The sequence below is a fragment of the Reinekea sp. genome (genome assembly GCF_982785585.1).
The window spans coordinates 50755-68092 of the sequence record NZ_CEYAVF010000016.1; the positions used below are offsets into that span (position 1 = coordinate 50755).

11 protein-coding genes are annotated in these 17338 nt (G+C 50.6%); 4 read left to right on the plus strand and 7 right to left on the minus strand.

Annotation, left to right across the window (positions count from 1 at the left end; all coding sequences use genetic code 11):
* A partial coding sequence (locus tag AC4FIC_RS08245) for an OmpA/MotB family protein (protein WP_476194239.1) occupies positions 1 to 546 on the plus strand: 546 nt, incomplete at its 5' end.
* A gap of 114 nt (positions 547 to 660) precedes the next feature.
* On the opposite strand, the gene AC4FIC_RS08250 is transcribed toward AC4FIC_RS08245, so the two are convergent.
* Positions 661 to 3981: an alpha-amylase family glycosyl hydrolase gene (locus AC4FIC_RS08250; protein ID WP_476194979.1), complete on the minus strand. Its 3321-nt coding sequence runs from the start codon at positions 3979 to 3981 to the stop codon at positions 661 to 663.
* A 772-nt stretch (positions 3982 to 4753) separates the two neighbouring features.
* On the opposite strand from AC4FIC_RS08250, the gene pulA reads away from it, so the two are divergent.
* On the plus strand, positions 4754 to 9013 hold the full coding sequence (gene pulA, locus AC4FIC_RS08255; protein WP_490359395.1) for a pullulanase-type alpha-1,6-glucosidase: 4260 nt from the start codon (positions 4754 to 4756) through the stop codon (positions 9011 to 9013).
* Between the two features lie 95 nt (positions 9014 to 9108).
* Here pulA and AC4FIC_RS08260 read toward each other — a convergent pair whose 3' ends face one another.
* The 5 genes from AC4FIC_RS08260 to AC4FIC_RS08280 form a co-directional block, all read right to left on the minus strand.
* Complete coding sequence (locus AC4FIC_RS08260) at positions 9109 to 9309, minus strand: hypothetical protein (RefSeq protein ID WP_273285358.1); 201 nt, start codon at positions 9307 to 9309, stop codon at positions 9109 to 9111.
* Between the two features lie 250 nt (positions 9310 to 9559).
* On the minus strand, positions 9560 to 10141 hold the full coding sequence (locus AC4FIC_RS08265; protein ID WP_100258389.1) for a hypothetical protein: 582 nt from the start codon (positions 10139 to 10141) through the stop codon (positions 9560 to 9562).
* A gap of 82 nt (positions 10142 to 10223) precedes the next feature.
* Positions 10224 to 11990, minus strand: a complete 1767-nt coding sequence (locus AC4FIC_RS08270; RefSeq protein WP_100258390.1) for a protein adenylyltransferase SelO — start codon at positions 11988 to 11990, stop codon at positions 10224 to 10226.
* Positions 11991 to 12537: 547 nt separating this feature from the next.
* On the minus strand, positions 12538 to 13269 hold the full coding sequence (gene nfsA / locus AC4FIC_RS08275; protein ID WP_474334668.1) for an oxygen-insensitive NADPH nitroreductase: 732 nt from the start codon (positions 13267 to 13269) through the stop codon (positions 12538 to 12540).
* A gap of 218 nt (positions 13270 to 13487) precedes the next feature.
* A complete protein-coding gene (locus tag AC4FIC_RS08280) occupies positions 13488 to 14381 on the minus strand; it encodes a LysR family transcriptional regulator (RefSeq protein ID WP_476195103.1) in 894 nt (297 codons plus the stop codon).
* A gap of 98 nt (positions 14382 to 14479) precedes the next feature.
* Between AC4FIC_RS08280 and AC4FIC_RS08285 the strand changes: the two genes are divergently transcribed.
* Complete coding sequence (locus AC4FIC_RS08285; RefSeq protein WP_100258393.1) at positions 14480 to 14806, plus strand: hypothetical protein; 327 nt, start codon at positions 14480 to 14482, stop codon at positions 14804 to 14806.
* 49 nt (positions 14807 to 14855) lie between these two features.
* Entirely contained in the window at positions 14856 to 15542 is a 687-nt protein-coding gene (locus AC4FIC_RS08290) for a hypothetical protein (RefSeq protein WP_476451619.1), read from the plus strand.
* A gap of 191 nt (positions 15543 to 15733) precedes the next feature.
* On the opposite strand, the gene AC4FIC_RS08295 is transcribed toward AC4FIC_RS08290, so the two are convergent.
* Positions 15734 to 16306 (minus strand): class I SAM-dependent methyltransferase, encoded by a 573-nt coding sequence (locus AC4FIC_RS08295; RefSeq protein ID WP_100258395.1) that lies wholly within the window; start codon positions 16304 to 16306, stop codon positions 15734 to 15736.
* Between the last annotated feature and the right edge of the window lie 1032 nt (positions 16307 to 17338).

A 17338-nucleotide genomic window follows, 5' to 3' on the forward strand; every position in this document is an offset into this window, starting at 1 on the left:
GAAACTTACAGTGAAACCATTGCGCGTCTGCAGACCGAAATGTCCGCCGAAGCCGATGCCATGAATAAGCTGGAGGCCAAGCTGCAATCTCAGTTAGCCCAGTTGAACCAGGAAAAAGAACAGCTGGTCACCCAACTGGAAGATGGCACCACCGCCATTAAACTGCCTGAAAGCATCTTATTTGCCTCCGGCTCGGCCGAGTTAAACGCCGAGGGGCGCCAGGCGCTGGGCCTGCTTGCAGAGGCGTTGCAGAGCTTCCCCAACTATTTGATCAGCATTCAGGGCCATACCGACAGCCGCGGCATCGCGCCGAGCACCCTGCAACAGTATCCATCGAACTGGGAACTCTCTTCAGCCCGGGCGGCCATCGCCGTGCGTGAACTGATTGGGCAAAAAATTCCAGCAGGCCAGCTGCAGGCCGTCGGTTTTGCCGCTACCCGTCCCCTAGTGGCCGAAACGAGTCGTGCAACACGGCAACAGAATCGCCGCATAGAAGTGATACTGCTGCCCAACCAGTTTAAGACCAAGCTCTTAGAACCGCGCTAACCACGCAGCGGCTGGGGCCAGGATTTTGAGCACAGATAACACAAAGGGTCGACATCTTTGCGGATGCCGACCCTTTTTTATAAGCGTCTGTTTTATGGTCGCTCGATGCCTAGGTTATAGGCCCGGCGGTGTTGCTTCCAGATAGGGTGGGCAGCTGTCCGCCCAGGTCTCCGCTATATAGCAGCCGTTGGCATCCCGAAACAGATTTCCCGTTTGCGATCCGGCACCGTCGTTGAAGATTAGATTGGCGCTGGCGCTGCCCAAGTTAAACTCAAAACCGAACCAGCCGTCACCCAAGTCGGTCATCGGCACACCGGGCCAACCCTCGGTCGGGGTAGTTAGGGCCTCCCAAAAGTAGATATTGGCGCCGGCCCAGGCCGCTGGCTTCTGAAACACCACCTGCAAACCGGGGGCCGGGTTGTCGATATAGTCGGAGCTCACGGTCAGGCTCTCGTCGAAATGATAGGCGAAGCTATAGTTGGCGGCGTGCTCCGCCGTCAACAGGCTGCTGACGCCGGTGGCGACTAGCGCTTCGGCCACGTCCAAATCGGCGACACCATCCGCGACCAAACGCTGCCAGCTGGCATCCTGATTGCTCAGTTTGAACTGATAATCGCCTACGGCTAAGTCCAGCGTGGCACTGTAGTGGTTAGCACCCATATAGATCAGCGGATCATCGTTGCTCCAATCGTTCAGGCTACCGGTCAGATAGAGGGTTTCACCGACTGGACCGACGTCCTGGTCAATAAAGTGCAGAATCACCGGTTGGCCATCCAGTTCGGTCGACACCAGATAAAAGTTGTAAAAACCCTTATTCGGGAAGTACTGGGTCAGGTTGCCTGGATTTGACCCGAGCACTAAGCCATTTTCGCCCACTTGCCCGCCAATATTGACCGGACTCCAGTTGCTGTCGGCATACTTAAATTCGACATCACCCTGGTCCACCACCCGAGACAGCTTGTAGGTTTGGTTGCCCACATAGGCCATCGGGTCGGCGCCCCAACTGTTTAGGCCGCCGCGGACATTCAGATCGAGTCCGTAGGGTGCAACAGCGGCCGGGTCGAGCGGCAATTCGATTGCGCTGCCACCACTGTCGTTGTCGTTCTGGTCGAGCTCACCCTGATTGTTTAGATAGATATGAGCTTCGAGCGTGCCGTCGCCAACTTCGCTCGACAGGGCAACTATTTCAGAGCGAGTAATGTGTACCGGTTGATCGATCGCAAAGACGTCGCCATCCTGATCGACAAAGGTTAACAGCTGGCTGGAATCGGTATCATCCCAGGCAAAGCTAAAGACACCATTGTCGGCGCTGATGGGCCCCTGCAAACCACCATTGTGGTCGGCTACATAGAGCAGATCTCGCTGATTGCCATTCTCATAGTCAACTTCCACTATGGCCGGTACGCGTGAATCAATCACCATATCGAGGCTGTGGCTGATGCCCTTGCCGGTGCCCGTGGTCAGGGTAGCGCGCACGGTGACGGCGGTGCCATCGGCCAGATCGCCGGACTGCCAGAACAGTCGGTAGGGCGCGGTGGTATCGACCGCGAGCGGTTTAAAGCTCAGGCCGCCATCGGTCGACAACTCGAAGGTGGCGACATAGGTCGGCAATACGCCCGGCTCTTTGTCCAGTTCCAGCGTCAGATCAACCCGCCCGGAAACAGCCGAACCGTCAGGTACACCCACCAGGCTGAAATCGGTTTTTTTGGATTTTTTGGCCGGACTGGTGGCTCGATAGATGGCAAATGTCAGCGGCTCTATCTCGATACTAATGTTGCCGGCACGGTCACGCTTCAACTTCTCATCGCCGACGATGGGCAGATAGGTATTGGCGGTTGCGGCCAGTTCGAGACTGCGACTTGTGGTATCGCCATTGAAGACCACCAGATATTCGCGGTTGTCGCTGTCGACGCGCGCAAAGGCATAAAGACCGCCGTCACTCTCACTGTAGCGATTTACATGCACACCTCGACGCAGCGCAGGATGCAATTTATAGATGTAGGAATAGGCGGCAATGGCCTGATACAGAGGGTGTTCAGGATCAAAGTTCGCGTCGGCCGTGGTTGCGTCGGTACCAATCAGGACATTGTCGTTATAAACGTCCACCAGCGAGGGGAACATGTCCTCACGGGCATCCTTGTCGCCGCCATCCCCGGTAAAGCCCTGTTCATCACCATAGTAGATCACCGGGATACCGCGGGCAAAGAACATGATGGCATTGAACAGTTTGGCACGGGCCAATTTTTCCTCGTCGCTGGCCGTCGGGTTGGCATTTTGAATAAACATGCCGATGCGACCCATATCGTGATTACCACCGAAATTCATCAGCACCGAGGCGTCGCTGTCGGCATCGGTATAAACATCGTCCTGCGCAAACAGGCCGGCCAGATTGCTGGATCCACCCTGCCCGGCGAATACCGAGCTGGCTGCACCCTGAATACCGAAGTCGAGCACCGAAGGTAGGGTACCGATGGTGGTAAATTGGCTCAGCACCTGCGGGTTGCCCTCATAGACCTCACCAAACATAAAGAAATTGGGAATGCCTTCGGCGTGGGCGTGGGCCAGAAGCGCCGGGGAAAATTCTTGCCAGAATTCAATGTCGACATGTTTGACCGTATCGATGCGGAAACCATCGGGCTTAAATTCGCTGACTATATCTTTAAAGATATCAATCATGCCCTGCACAACAGCCGGTTGCCGGGTATCCAAGTCATCCAGACCGAAGAAGTCACCATAGATGGAATTCTCACCGGAAAAGGTGGTGTCGCCCTGGTTGTTATAGTATTGCGGATCGTTTAACCAGGCCGGTGACTTAACGTTCTCTTGGCCGGCCGGTAAGAAAGGCGTGTAACCCATACCCGCAGCCTTATCGGCCAGCGACACATAGGTGCACGGCGAGCCATTCGAGCTGCCATCGGGTTCATGACACTCCTCGTACTTGATGACATCGGCGGTGTGGTTGGTAATGATGTCAAAATAGACTTTCATATTGCGATCGTGGGCGGCATCGATTAACGACTGCAGATCGGCATTGGAGCCCAGATGGGGGTCAATCTTGGTGAAATCCAAGGTCCAGTAGCCGTGATAGGCTGAGCTATCACCCTGAATGGTTTGGTTCTTTAAAATCGGCGTCATCCAGATGGCGGTGATGCCCAAGCCTTGAAGGTAGTCGAGCTGACCTTCCAGGCCCTGCATATCACCACCGTGATACATGCCCTTGTCATACGGATCAAAGCCATGGTCTAGCCGGTCACCCGAGATACCGCCGGTATCGTTGGTGAGGTCGCCATTATCGAAGCGATCGGGCATGACAAAATAGAACACATCATCGCGCACATCGCGCTCTAGGTAGGGGTCCTCCGGCAAGCACCCGGTGAGGGATATCGCTGAGGTGGCCAATAGGGCCGCCAACAAGGGTTGTACTGGTATTTTCATTAGGGTTACTCCGCTATGTTTTTTTTACTTATTCACTGCGAAGCCTGATCCTTCAAACGAGACTGCATTCCTTCGCGAAAGTAAGGCTGGATGGGAAAGTATATTCCGATCAATGTGGCACGACGAGTTGACGAATGGGGTTGAAAGATGGAAATGGATGGAGTGTGGAAAAATATTACTATCACCCGCAATGATAATGGTAGGCAAAAGGTCCGTTTCTCCGTCCCGCGATAAGGCTTTACAACATAAAATTCAACCAGCGATCAATAAGTGACGGGTAACCCTCATAAACTTGAGTATTAAAACCAAGAATAAAGACCGCAGCATGCGGTTTTTTATCCTGCCCGTTCTAGCAGCATACTCCAGGGCTTTAGCGTTGAGTGGGCGGGGTCGTGATTTTACTCCACCCCTATAAACTTTCAAACCGCTCTGGGATTGTCACCGCAACCGTCTGCCATAGAATGGCGTTAGGTGACGATAATTAAGTCCGTATATTGCCGCAAAAATAAAAATATTTTTTTAAAGGCAGAGCGTCACTGTGAACATACTAAATTCTTATGCCGCTTTGTCGGCTAGCTCGGGCCATAGTTCACTAACTATTCCGGCACTCCCGAACTCAAGTCAGATCCAAGCCCAGCTCAACAAATCCAAACGCCTCTATTTTGTCATGGCCGATTATTTCAGCGCGGGCAAGGCGAATAGATTGCGTGTCGTTTTCCATCAGCAGTAGCTCAACCATAGCCTTCGAAAAACTAACACCGAGGAACTGCCCATGAACGTAAGAGTAATAACGGTGGTTAAACTGCTGGTGATTCTAGTCACCGTCAATTTAACCGCCTGCATGCCCGATCCCGCCAACGCCCTGATTGAGATTGAAGCGCATCAGGCCATCGTCTATTACCAGCGCGATGGCGCTGATTATGACGGTTGGGGCCTACATCTATGGGATGATATTGGCAGCGTGACCGACGAGGTCGCCAGCGCCACCAGCTGGTCCGAGCCGCTGCTGGCGACCGGGATACACCCGCTGTACGGCGCCTATTATATAATTGATTTACGCACCGACGACTGGGCCGATTTCAAATTTATTGTCCACCAGGGGGATAGCAAAGATTTGGGCGGTGCCGATCATGTTTTTAGTCGCGCAGTGCTGAGCCAAGACGTCTTTACCTTTCAAGGTGTCGGCGAACTGTTTCCCGAGCCATTGCTCGAAGCACCCGTTTTGTTATCAGGCGCCTCGGCCCACTTTATTGATATCGCCAATCCCGGCGGTGCAAGCCTGGTCTACAAAACTCGCTCAACCGCCAACAGCATAGCCCTATGGCATTCGCCCACGGCGGCGCTAAAGTTCGACGCTGAGAGTAAGTCGGTCTCTGGCGGCACGCCGATTAGCATGACCCCAACAACCATGAGTCCGGCACAAAAAGCGGCCTATCCGCATTTGGCCAGCTTCGATGGCTACGGGTTGGATGCCACCGCCGAGGACGCTAAAAATCTGGTCAAGGACCAGCTGTGGACGGTCGAAAGCAACGCCGCCCATGAGGTGGTGCGCTTAACGCGCGTGCAAACAGCACCCTTATTGGACAGGCTCTATTATGAGGCGGCCCAGGATGCACAATTGGGTGCCTTTAATAACGCCGGCCATACGCAATTTTCGCTCTGGGCACCGACCGCGCAAGAAGTCTCGGTAAAGGTCTACGACAGTCAATTTGCCTTAGTCAGAACCGTTCCCCTGACCGAAGATAGCGCGACCGGTATTTGGTCGGTCAGCGCACCCTTAGATTTAACCGGCCATTATTATCGCTATAAGTTAACCCTGTTCCATTACGCCAGCGGTGCCATTGAATGTCTCGAGGTTACCGACCCCTATAGCTTGAGCCTGGCGCTTAACTCAACCTTTTCGCAGGTCGTCGATCTCGGTGCCGAGGCTCTGCTGCCAGCCGGTTGGCAGGCGTTCGAGCCGTCCAACTTGGTCAACTCCGAAGACATGGTCAATCCCGAAGACATGGCCATCTACGAAGCTCACATTCGCGATCTCAGTATAGCGGACACCACCAAGGTCGATGCAGCAGCCGATGGTAAGTACCTAGCCTTCACCGATGCCAGTCGCGAGTCGATGCGCCATTTACAGGCATTGCGTGCCGCCGGCATGACCGCCGTACAGATTCTGCCCGCCTTTGATATCGCCACCATCGATGAGGACGCGAGTGCACGGGTCGATATAGATGACAGCCTGGCCGACTACTGTGCGATTAGCAGCGCAGCGCAAGCCAAGGCACTCGAACTGGGGCTAACCTGCGACAGCACACTGATCAGTGCCGCACTAGCGTCACTGAATCCTACGACCGGGGCTGCTCAGGATTTTTATGTCTACCTGCGCCCGCAAGATAGCTTTAATTGGGGTTACGACCCCTTCCACTATACCGTGCCCGAAGGCAGCTACTCGTCCGATCCGAGCTCCATGGCGCGCATTCTGGAGTTTCGTGCCATGGTCCAAGCGCTGCATGATATGGACTTTAGGGTCGTCATGGACGTGGTCTATAACCACACCAACGCCAGCGGTCTGGCTGCCAAGTCGGTACTCGACAAGGTAGTGCCAGGCTATTACCACCGCCGCGATGTCGACTCCGGTGTGGTGACGCGCGATTCCTGCTGCGACGATACCGCAACCGAACATAAGATGATGGCCAAGTTAATGACCGACTCTCTGGTCGTCTGGGCCGACCAGTACCACATCGATGCCTTCCGATTCGATCTGATGGGTCTGCAAACCAAGGTGTCTATGGAGCAAGCGCTGGTCGCGGTACAGGCGGTCAATCCCGCGATCTACTTCTATGGTGAAGGCTGGGACTATGGTGCGGCGGGTCAGAATAAACGTGGCACCAATGCCTCGCAAAGCAATATAGCCGGTACCGGCATCGGTACCTTTACCGATCGATTGCGCGACGGTATACGCGGCGGTGGGCCCTTCGACGAGCTTGGGGATAGCGCAGGGGAAGATAGCCTGCGTCGCAACCAAGGGCTGGCCAATAGCGCCATCCCGAACGAGCTGAACTGGCTTGACTCATTCGACCCCGATGCCGGCACCGCCAACGACAATCAACTCACGCCGGACTTGGAGTTGGCCGCAGCGGTGCTGAGCAATGCCGATATTGTGCGCATTGGCCTGGCCGGTAACCTGAAGCGCTTTGTCTTGACCAACAGCCACGATGACTTGGTGAACGGCACGCAAATCGATTACAAGGGCCAACCCGCAGCATATGCCGATGACCCGCAAGAGATTATCAACTACGTGTCCAAACACGATAATCAAACCCTCTGGGACATCATCGCCTATAAAGCGGCGAACACCGTCAGTAGTGCAGACCGTGCCCGTATGCAGTCATTAGCGGTGGCCACCGGTACCTATGCCCAAGGCGTGCCCTTTTATCACCTGGGCGTCGACCTCTTACGCTCTAAGTCGATGGAACGCGATTCCTATGATTCCGGCGATTGGTTTAACAGAGTTGATTTTGCCAAGCTGGCGGACAGCAACTGGCACGTTGGCTTACCGCGGGAAGATAAGGACGCCGCAAACTGGCCCTTTATTCAACAGGTTACCGCCAACCCCGATGCCAACCCCAGCGTGGCCGATGTGGATTGGATGCGCCAGTCCTTCCAAGAAATGCTCAGCATCCGCGCCGACAGCCCGCTATTTCGGCTCACCAGCGCAGCCGAGGTTATTAATCGCGTCGCCTTCCACAATACCGGCTCCAGCCAGACCGCCGGCCTGATCGCGATGTCGATCGATGATGGGGTGCACGCCGGTAACGATCTGGATGCCCAATACGATGCCCTTATGGTGGTTTTTAACTACACCGATATGTCACACCAAGTAGTGGTGCCAGATGCAGCTGATTTTGAATTGCATGCCATTCAACAGGCCTCTGCTGACAGCAGCGTGCAAAGCGCCAACTTTGCGCTGATCGCTGGCGAGCCTACCTTTCACGTTCCCGCGCTAACCGCTGCCGTATTTGTATTGCCGCAGAACGGTGCTCAGGGTGACGGCTTACCGGCCGGAGATGTGCCCCCCTTCGGCACCACCACCCTGTATGCCGTGGGGGCCTTCTCGAATTGGGCGCATCGTTATGACGGCTATTACATCGGCGAAGACCGTTATGAGTTCCCGATAAACCTGCCAAGCGCCGGCACCTTTGACTTCCGTTTTGCCGACAAAAACTGGGCCAGTTCGACCAATGCCGACAGCTTCAGCAATGGGCCCGGTTCGGCATTTACGCTCACGGCATCAGGGGATAGCGACAACAATTTTTTACTCACCGTGGCGCCCAGTCAGGCGGGTGATTATCGCATTCAGTTGGACCTGCGCAATCCGGTCCCGGTGATCACCATCAGCGCCGCCAACTTTGATCTGGGTGCCGATATGTATCTTATGGGCACCCTACTCACGCCCAATTGGAGCCCACTGAACGCCGGTTTGTTGGCCTATCGGGGTGCTGGCGACTATCGCGTGCGGCTCGATGCCAGCCCCGGCGACTATAGCTTTAAGGTCGCCGATGCCGGCTGGAGCAATGGCACCAACTTTGGTGCCGGCAGCACTAACGGCGTCACCTTGGGCAAGGCGATGGAACTCGACGGCATAGGTGATATTGCGATTAGTATTCCTGTGGCGGGCGTATACAACTTCAGCCTCGACACCGGCCGCAGCGTGAGTGTGCCGAGCCTGACTGTGGCCGCCTACCCAGAGATGTTTGTGCGCGGTGACATGAATGGCTGGAGCACGGCGGACAGGCTCAGTTATGACGGCATGGGCCGGTATTCTGCCACGCTTACCTTAGACGTGGGCCGCTATGGCTTTAAGTTTTCCAATGAAGACTGGAGCAACGCCTTTGGATTTGGCAGCTCACAGGACCCAGGCTCTATTGTCTTGACCGACAACGGCGGTAATCTGTTGCTGGACGTGACAGTAGCAGGTGACTATCACTTTCGGCTCGATGCCATCGGCGAGGTTATCGGGGTAACCCTGGTACCCTAGTCAGCTACTGTATCCGATACAAATAAGACATTACCGGCCTATAAGCCGGTAACGTCTGGGTACAAAATTTACTATTGCGTCGCTACGGATAACCCTTAAGGCCCACGGTTAAAGGGGTGATGGGCGCGCAGATCCCGGTCGTGGACCCTGTGTGCGCCATCGCCATTGTAATAACCTAGATCGCGCCGCATATGCTCATTGAGATGGGGAAAATCAATTTTATGTATCTTCTTACGTCGAAGAATAATACGACCGATAACAGCGCGCACTTTATAGAACAAACTAACCAAGCTCATAATACATCCTTGTTGATACATCCGTATCACCAACTAAGTTACCACTACGAAGCGTTCCTCGCTTCCCGTTATAGGCATATTAATATTATTATGTTTTTCAAATCAAGAAATTAAAAATATTTTTAATATACTTTAAAGTAATTTAAGAATGTAGCTTTGGCAGGATAATATTGATAACGTTGCCATGGAATTATCACTAACAATAAAGCTCACCATAAAACGTAATCTAACGTTAAGCTAATTAAGCTGGTTAAGCATTGCCCCCGGTAACTTTCAGCGCATCCATGATCGCATTCTCAGATTGAAAAACAGCTAGGGTTTTTTCAACACTATAGGGAGCCTCTTCGAGGGACATGGGTTCCCACTCGCTACGGTCAATTTCAAAAAAGTTACCGCCGTAGATATGAATAGCGCGCGTAAAGGTGTCCGTCGGATTCGTTACTGAATGTATCAGGTTCTTACCAAGGGAGGCCGATTCCCCTGCGGCAATCGATATGGCACCCGCCGCTTCAATTTTACCATTGGGATCGTTTTTCACTCTACGCCAAAAGATATTATCTTCTCTACCGGCATACACGCCGATAACAGCCCACACATTATGGTTATGCGCATTCAATGTCATTTTTGGTGCCCAAACGACATTGATGATTGTCAGCTCGTCGGAAACATAGAGCTTTTCAATCCCGGCTATCGTTTGATGCCCCAAAGCCTGACTAAGGGAATCCGGGTCAGACAGTAACTTATCCACAATCTTAGAAATGTGCTCTTGCGGTTTTTCTTCCCCTAACGCCACTTTGCAGGCTGATACCAACGCTTCAAGATCAAACGACATACTACACCCCTTAATTACAGAAAAATGGATTGACTAAACAGGCCTTAAGTTGTTTGAGCATTACTTTTTTAGACCCCTAACATCACGACGAGCAACTAAGATGAGACAAGCCCCCCACCGCGAAAAACTCGGTCGGTTTCAACCTATAGTATTTATCTTCCACATCCTGTGACTGCTCCGCATAGGGCTGTGTCATCACATCCTGCAGTTCTCGAATTAGAGCATAATTACCCGCTGCTGCTTGTTGATAAGCCGGCACGACGAACCACTCTCGCAGAATGTATTTTGGGTTAACGAGCTTCATCTGCCTAGAAATCTCATCACTGGATCGGTGCGAACTATCATTCGCGTTAATGCCGTAATTGAGCAGCGTTTTCCAATTTTCGAGCCACTCGGTCCAGCGTTGATCGAGCGCTTCGGCGTCTGCATCAAGCGCCGAGTTAGGGTAGAAGCTTTTCTTGAGAGAGCGAATGTCGTTGGGTAGGGACGAGAGCTCGCGGTAGAAAATAGTGTAATCGACCGGCGTTTGTATCATCAGGGTTTCAAGGTCACTGAGCAGAACCTTGCAAAGAGCCTTTTGATCGGGTGTGCTCAAGGTGCTCAGACCCAACTTGGCGGCCCAGATATTGTCCATTTGCGTTTGCATGAGTCGCGGAAATTCACGTTGAATCTCGTCGAGTGCTAGCAAACTGTTCTGATGCGACGCCAGTAACGGCTTTAACGCCAAACAAAACATACCAAAATTCTGCTGCGCTGCGTTGGGTTGGTTCATGAACGAGAAGTGATGACCGCCACCGGTCCAGGGCTGATAATTGGGGTTAAACATATCGCAAAAACCGAACGGGCCATAATCAAGGGTAAAGCCACCGGCAGCGCAGTTATCGCTGTTGAAGTTGCCCTGGCAGAAGCCGACACGAATCCAGTTCGCCACCAGCGCCATGAGCCGACTACGAAACTCACGCGCCAGCGACACCACTTTTTCTGGAGTGGTGAGCTGGCTATCGATCACCTCGGCATACTCACGGTCAATCAGGTGCAACACCAGTTGTTCGAGTTCTGCCATCGCGTTCCGATGTGCGTAATTACGGCTTCGGCGCGCGAACAGTTCGAGTTGACCGACGCGAATGAATGACGGTGCGACACGCGTCGAGATGGCGACGGCTTCGAGTATAAGCTGGTCAGGATTCTCCGAGCGCGAATTCTCTGAGTACCAGGGTCGCTGTACCTGCTCCGTTTTTGACGCGACCAAGCTCAGTGACCGAGATGTGGGCACACCCAATGCGTGCATATGCTCCTGAGCCAAGAACTCGCGGATACTAGAGCGCAACACAGCACGACCGTCCGCGCCGCGGCAGTAGGGCGTACGACCGCCACCTTTGAGCTGCATTTCCCAGCGTTGCCCCTTGATGACGGCCTCGAGTACCGAAATGGCACGACCATCTCCATATCCGTTACCGGTTTGGAACGGGCACTGCTGGGTGTATTCAGTGCCGTAGATCGACAGTGCATATCCAGTGGCCCAGCCGACCTTGCGCATTGGCTCTGGAACCTGAGCGATATCGCCGGAGAACAGGCGAATGAAGTCAGTGGTCTTTGCCATGCTGTCAGCGAAGCCGAGCTCGGAAAAAAAGCCTTTGCTGTGGGCTACATACTCTGGATCTTTGATGGCCGTAGGGCTGACAGGGACGTAATGACCCGTGAAGACTTGTCGCGGCGCGTGGTCGGCACCATCATCCCGCGCATCAGGATCGGCGTTGAGCGTGTCCATGAGGGAATAGTTTGCCAACTTCGCAAGATCGCTGAGTGTTGAGATTGTTGAGGCGGTTTTCTCGGGGTGTCGGTCTGTCATAGCTATTTATACCAAGGCTCATAGAGATAAAAATTTATACTTTGGACCTTATCTCCTTATTTGTACAGATGCTTGAACTTGTTGCGGGTATTGGTTATAAGAAGAAGACGCCCTTTGCGTTTAGGCAGGAAAGGGTTATGGCCAGTTGTACGCGTTGGGATCAAGGTGAGCTAATGGTTCCCTTTGCGATAGCTCTAGAGCTTATTATTCCGGTTTCATTTTAACGAACGCCACAAATAGATACTTAGCAAACAGCCACCCAACAATATTGCCTGATTTATGCGAAACATTAACCTATGTTTTTTCTTACCAATTCCAAAGTATATAAGGAGACCTGATATGGGCATTAACATTAACGCAACAAAACCAGCATAGATGGGTACTAAAGAGACATCATCGGCTGGCGTGTCGTATGACAGGAACACAAATAACGCTGCTATAAGGAGCGTTACGACTGGTAAAAATGATAGGATATCTTTATTCATATTTATTTTTTAACCTGCTAAATTTGGGAATAAAATATTACTAAACGTTGGTCGTCGTAAATTCACTGACACTTGAATCCTTTACTCTCTAAAAAGTCTTTCATATGAGAACGGAGGGGCTTAGCCATCATCGCTGAGATATTAGAAGTCCAGGTCTCCTCTCTGGAACCACGAGAGCGATTGCGATAGTAGTCGCTACAGATTGCGTTGTACTTTACCAGGCCCGCTTCATCTGCCTGATACGCCTCCTCTTTCAGAACCATATCTACCGGCAGTCTCGGCTTCTGCTCCTGCTCTCCTAGCGGATATCCAAAACACATACCGAATACCGGATAAACGTGGTTAGGTATTTTTAGCAAGTCACAAACTTGTTCCGGGTCATTTCGGATACCACCAATGAATACGCCACCCAACCCCAGTGATTCCGCAGCAATCATCGCATTCTGCGCGAACAGGCTGACATCCACTGTGGCGACAATAAATTGTTCCATGGTACCTGAGACCATCTCACTGTTTTCATAAGAGCAAGCCATCTCAGCTCTTTTCAGGTCTGCACAAAAGACAAGAAATACCGGACTGCTCTCTACCCAACGTTGGGAACCGGCCAGTTCAGCAATCTGCTTGCGTGTTGTCGTGTTCCTCACCCGAATAACCGAGTATGCCTGAACAAAATTTGATGTCGCCGCACAACCAGCCGCTTCAATAATTGCCGACACCATGTCATCGCTAACAGGTTCTGGAGCGAACTCCCGAATTGAACGATGATTTTTTAACAGCTTGATAACCTGATTCATATCACATCTATCCTTAATACCTATGTTTGACAAATTAGTTGGTCGATAAGCCGCGAACTTTCATATCAGTGGCCCGGCGTTAGCTGGGTCCGACTGCATTTTTTTGTTATGTGGCAATTGGCTATGCTTCATGTATAACGCAGGGACCTAAAAGCTGACGCTTAAAATAGTAGCTTGAACGGCAATCATCGGCTAGTAACGGTCGTTCCTAGTTAGAGTTATTTATAAGAAAACTCCGATACCAAAAAATCAAAGACTCGTCTGATTCGACGGCTAGTTCGCAATTCATTGTGGGTCACTAGCCATAGATCCATGGTAATCAGGGGAAGGTCGGAGATAATCACACGTTCAACCAGCGGCTCGTTATCGCCAATTTCTTCTACTGTGGCGCAAATTACCACGCCTTGCTTGACCAATTCCCATTGGACAACATGACTATTTGAAATAACGGGAAAGTTTTGCTTGTTTAGATTTAAGCCACGAGAATTAAGTAACTCCATGAGGCGACCAGGATTCTCAGTATCGATGAAACTCGCCTTGTTCAACTCGTCTATCGTCGGAGGATGACCCAGTTGCCGCGAATAGCTTTTGGCTGCATAGAGATGACCTCGAACACTGCACAGTTTTTTGGCAATCAACTCTGGCTGTGTTGGACGAACACTCCGGATAGCAATATCAGCCTCTCTTCGATTGAGGTCGCGTACTTCGTTAGTTGAATGAATTTCGATGTCAATGCCAGGCTCCACTTCCCGCAAAGTCTTGATCATGCGTGGCAGCATAAACGTGGCAAGGAGTTCGGAAGCAGTGATGCTAACATCGCCCTCGATTACATCTGATTTACCCGAAGCCGATAAAGAAAATTGGTTAGCGGCATCACCCATCAGTCGTACATGTTCCAACAATTTGATGCCATTAGGTGTTAACTCCAGGCCTCGACCTCGTCGGGTAAATAGATCAAATCCAATTTCACTCTCCAGCGCCGCCACCTGTCGCCCCAAGGTAGGTTGCGTCATTCCCATTGAACGAGCTGCCGCAGCCAGTGAACCCTCTTCCGCCGTTACCAAAAAAGCCCGCGCACGGTTCCAGTCGAATGTTATTGATTTCCAATCCATACAAATATGCATACCTGAAGTCCAAATTTCATTGTATTACTTTTATTTTAGCATTGGTAGGCTTGTCAACCAAAGTCACGTTAACAGGATTGAATGGGATGAAATTACCGACTATTGCACTTCTAGTAGTGGCAACACTATCACTAGGGGCGTGTGCGAGTCTGATGCAAACGGCCTCTATTTCCGAAGCATATAAACACTATGAGAGTAAGCATTACGATCGTACGTTGGAGCTGATCAGACAGGCAGAAAGGGCAGAGGCAGTGTCGGCTGAAATGAAAGCCGAATTGACTTACTTAAAAGCAATGACTTACGAGGAATTGGGTGAGGGCGAGACAGCTAACACCCTTTACGAATACTTGATCCAGGAGCACGGCAATTCGCAGTACGGCTATATGGCTGTCAAGAAATTGAATATCAACTAATTATTTTCGGTCATTCAGTTTTAGCAAACTATAACCTGAGACTTTACACATGAAAGACATCATTGTTTGGGCAATACATACCCCCGCGGGAACGATCGTTTTGATGACAGCTGTGTTGGCCATGTTCGCTAAGAAAGGCAGTGCACTTCATAGGAAAGCAGGCTCCTATTTTACTATATCCATGTTGGTCATGCTGATTTCGGGTATTGCCGCCGCTTACCTCAAAAATTCCATCGATGACATGATGTTGGGTGCACTAGTGATGTATACCGTGTTTACCGCCTGGCTAACCGTCCATAATAAAAAGAATGAAACTGGACTCCTTGAAGTAACTGCTTTGATATGGGTTGTCAGTTTCGCATTTACTGCATTTGCGATCAGTATGGGTTGGCGAGAGGAAGAGGCTCCCTTTACCTATCTGATCTGGGGTGGTTTAGCGATTTGCTTTGCATTGGGGGATATTCGCAACCTTTACCATTCAGGGCTTTCTGGCACAGAACGCATTATTAGGCATGTTTCGCGTATTGGCTTTTCACTGGTATGGACGGCATTAGCATTCACCGACAAAATCGTGAAAATGATGGGCGCTAATCTTAAGAATATGCAAGAAGAGCAGCTGCTACTCATCGTGGCGATACCAACCATGCTCATACTGATCACCATCTTATACTGGATAATCCAAATCCTGTTTTTCTCCCGCGAGAACTTTGCGCGTTACGACGGGCCGACTGGATAAATGTTAATGTTTGAAAATTTTCAGAAAACGTCAAATGCAATTAGATTCTGGGCGCCTGCTTTTCACTTGCTGGAGTTTTCTGAGTACTTGCCATATAACGCCGCGCTCAGCCGCCGGAGGTGTTTGGCGCTTTGCTTGCGGTTCTTTTGCAAACAAAGTGACAAATACCGGAGGTCGGTTGCAGCGCCTTGTTATGCATCTACTTTTAACTGCGCAATCACAAATAAAGAGTCATCTTCTTCAAATTCCTGATAACTCATAGTTGTTAATACTTCAAAATTCTCCGATATGATATCTAAAAGGCGTTCTTTACGATAATAAGTAAAGAGAAGGCCTTCCATTACCTGGTCTTCTTCGCCAAGCCAGAACGAATGAGCAATAATCCCACCAGGTAACAGGATGCCTGCTTGTCCTAATAGCGATAATGAAAGCTCATCCTTCGTTAAATGATGTAACACCTTATTTGAATATATACAGTCAAACTTTTCATTGATATCAATATTTTTTGCGTCATTCTTTATAAAATTTATATCTGGGAATTTATCTTTGCAGCGTGCTAAAAATTCTTCAGAATAATCTGAGCCAGTAACTTGGTAGTGTTCATTTAAAAATGGAATATCAAAGCCTGGACCAGTGCCTAGTTCAAGAACAGCTTTTCCATCCTCGAGATATTTTTTTAACAATTCATAGATATTGCTTCCATCGTAGTCTTTACACATCTCGATGTACTTATCTACATTCTCAGAGTCTTCATAGAAATTCATTAGATTCCCTCTCTAGATGTTGCATAACGCTGCCAACACGCGCAGCTTTGTAGTGGAGTCGAAGCCGCAACAGAGAAGTTGTCGCTGTGCTTGGCCTTGTTATACCTGGTCACTAAAAGCCAACTTAAGTCCGAGCGCAGAAAAACTTGTAGCGAAAATTCTCTGCATTACAGCACTGGCTTTTTTTGACTTAACAATATAATCGCTAAAGCTGCCTGAAAGAAGACCGTACACAATAAACACAGCAAAGGTCATAAGCATAAAAACAAGTCCAAGAATCATCATACTAACTAGAACGCTATCGGTTGTGCCAGGGATAAACTGTGCTGATAATACTATTTTTAATGCCTGTAGGCTGGGTAATGTGACACGGTTGCAACACCCCAACTTAACCTAAACTAAAGACAAGCTGACACCGGATAACAGCTTATTACTCGGCTCTGGCCGTTTTTGCCGGGTTCCGCTTTTGCTTTAACTGACAAAAACCTAGAACCGACTGTAGGGTGGACAGTCTGTTGCCTGCAAGGGTCTCTGTCAATTAATCAAGCCCGGCAAGAACCGACCATAGAGTCGATGAGTGCTGCAAGAATATTTCAATATTTTTTATATAAAACAAGTACTTATCTATGATTCGTGTCTTTCTACCCCCCGCATCCTATATCGAACAATTGGTCAGCGTTCCGGGCAAATCCAGCGCCCGCCGTTTTAGCCCGGAAAAAACTGGCTTTTCCAACACATTTTTAGAGATTTTGCGATGCAGTTCACGTGGAGCGAGTTCCTGTCGTACTCTAGAGATGAGTCTAGTCATATCATTGGCCGGCTTTCTGCTACCCCGCAACTCTGCACTCAATTTATGTAGGGGAGGGGTATTCGTGTTCTGAAGTATTACGTCTTTATTCCAAACTTAAAGCAGTAAATCGGATTTGTCGAATGGCAGTTAGCGAGCGATACCTATTGCGGCAAGGCGGGTGTGTATCTGCCCAATGCGTTGGCAACAAAATAGCCTAATGCTCAATACGAGTTACGCTGACC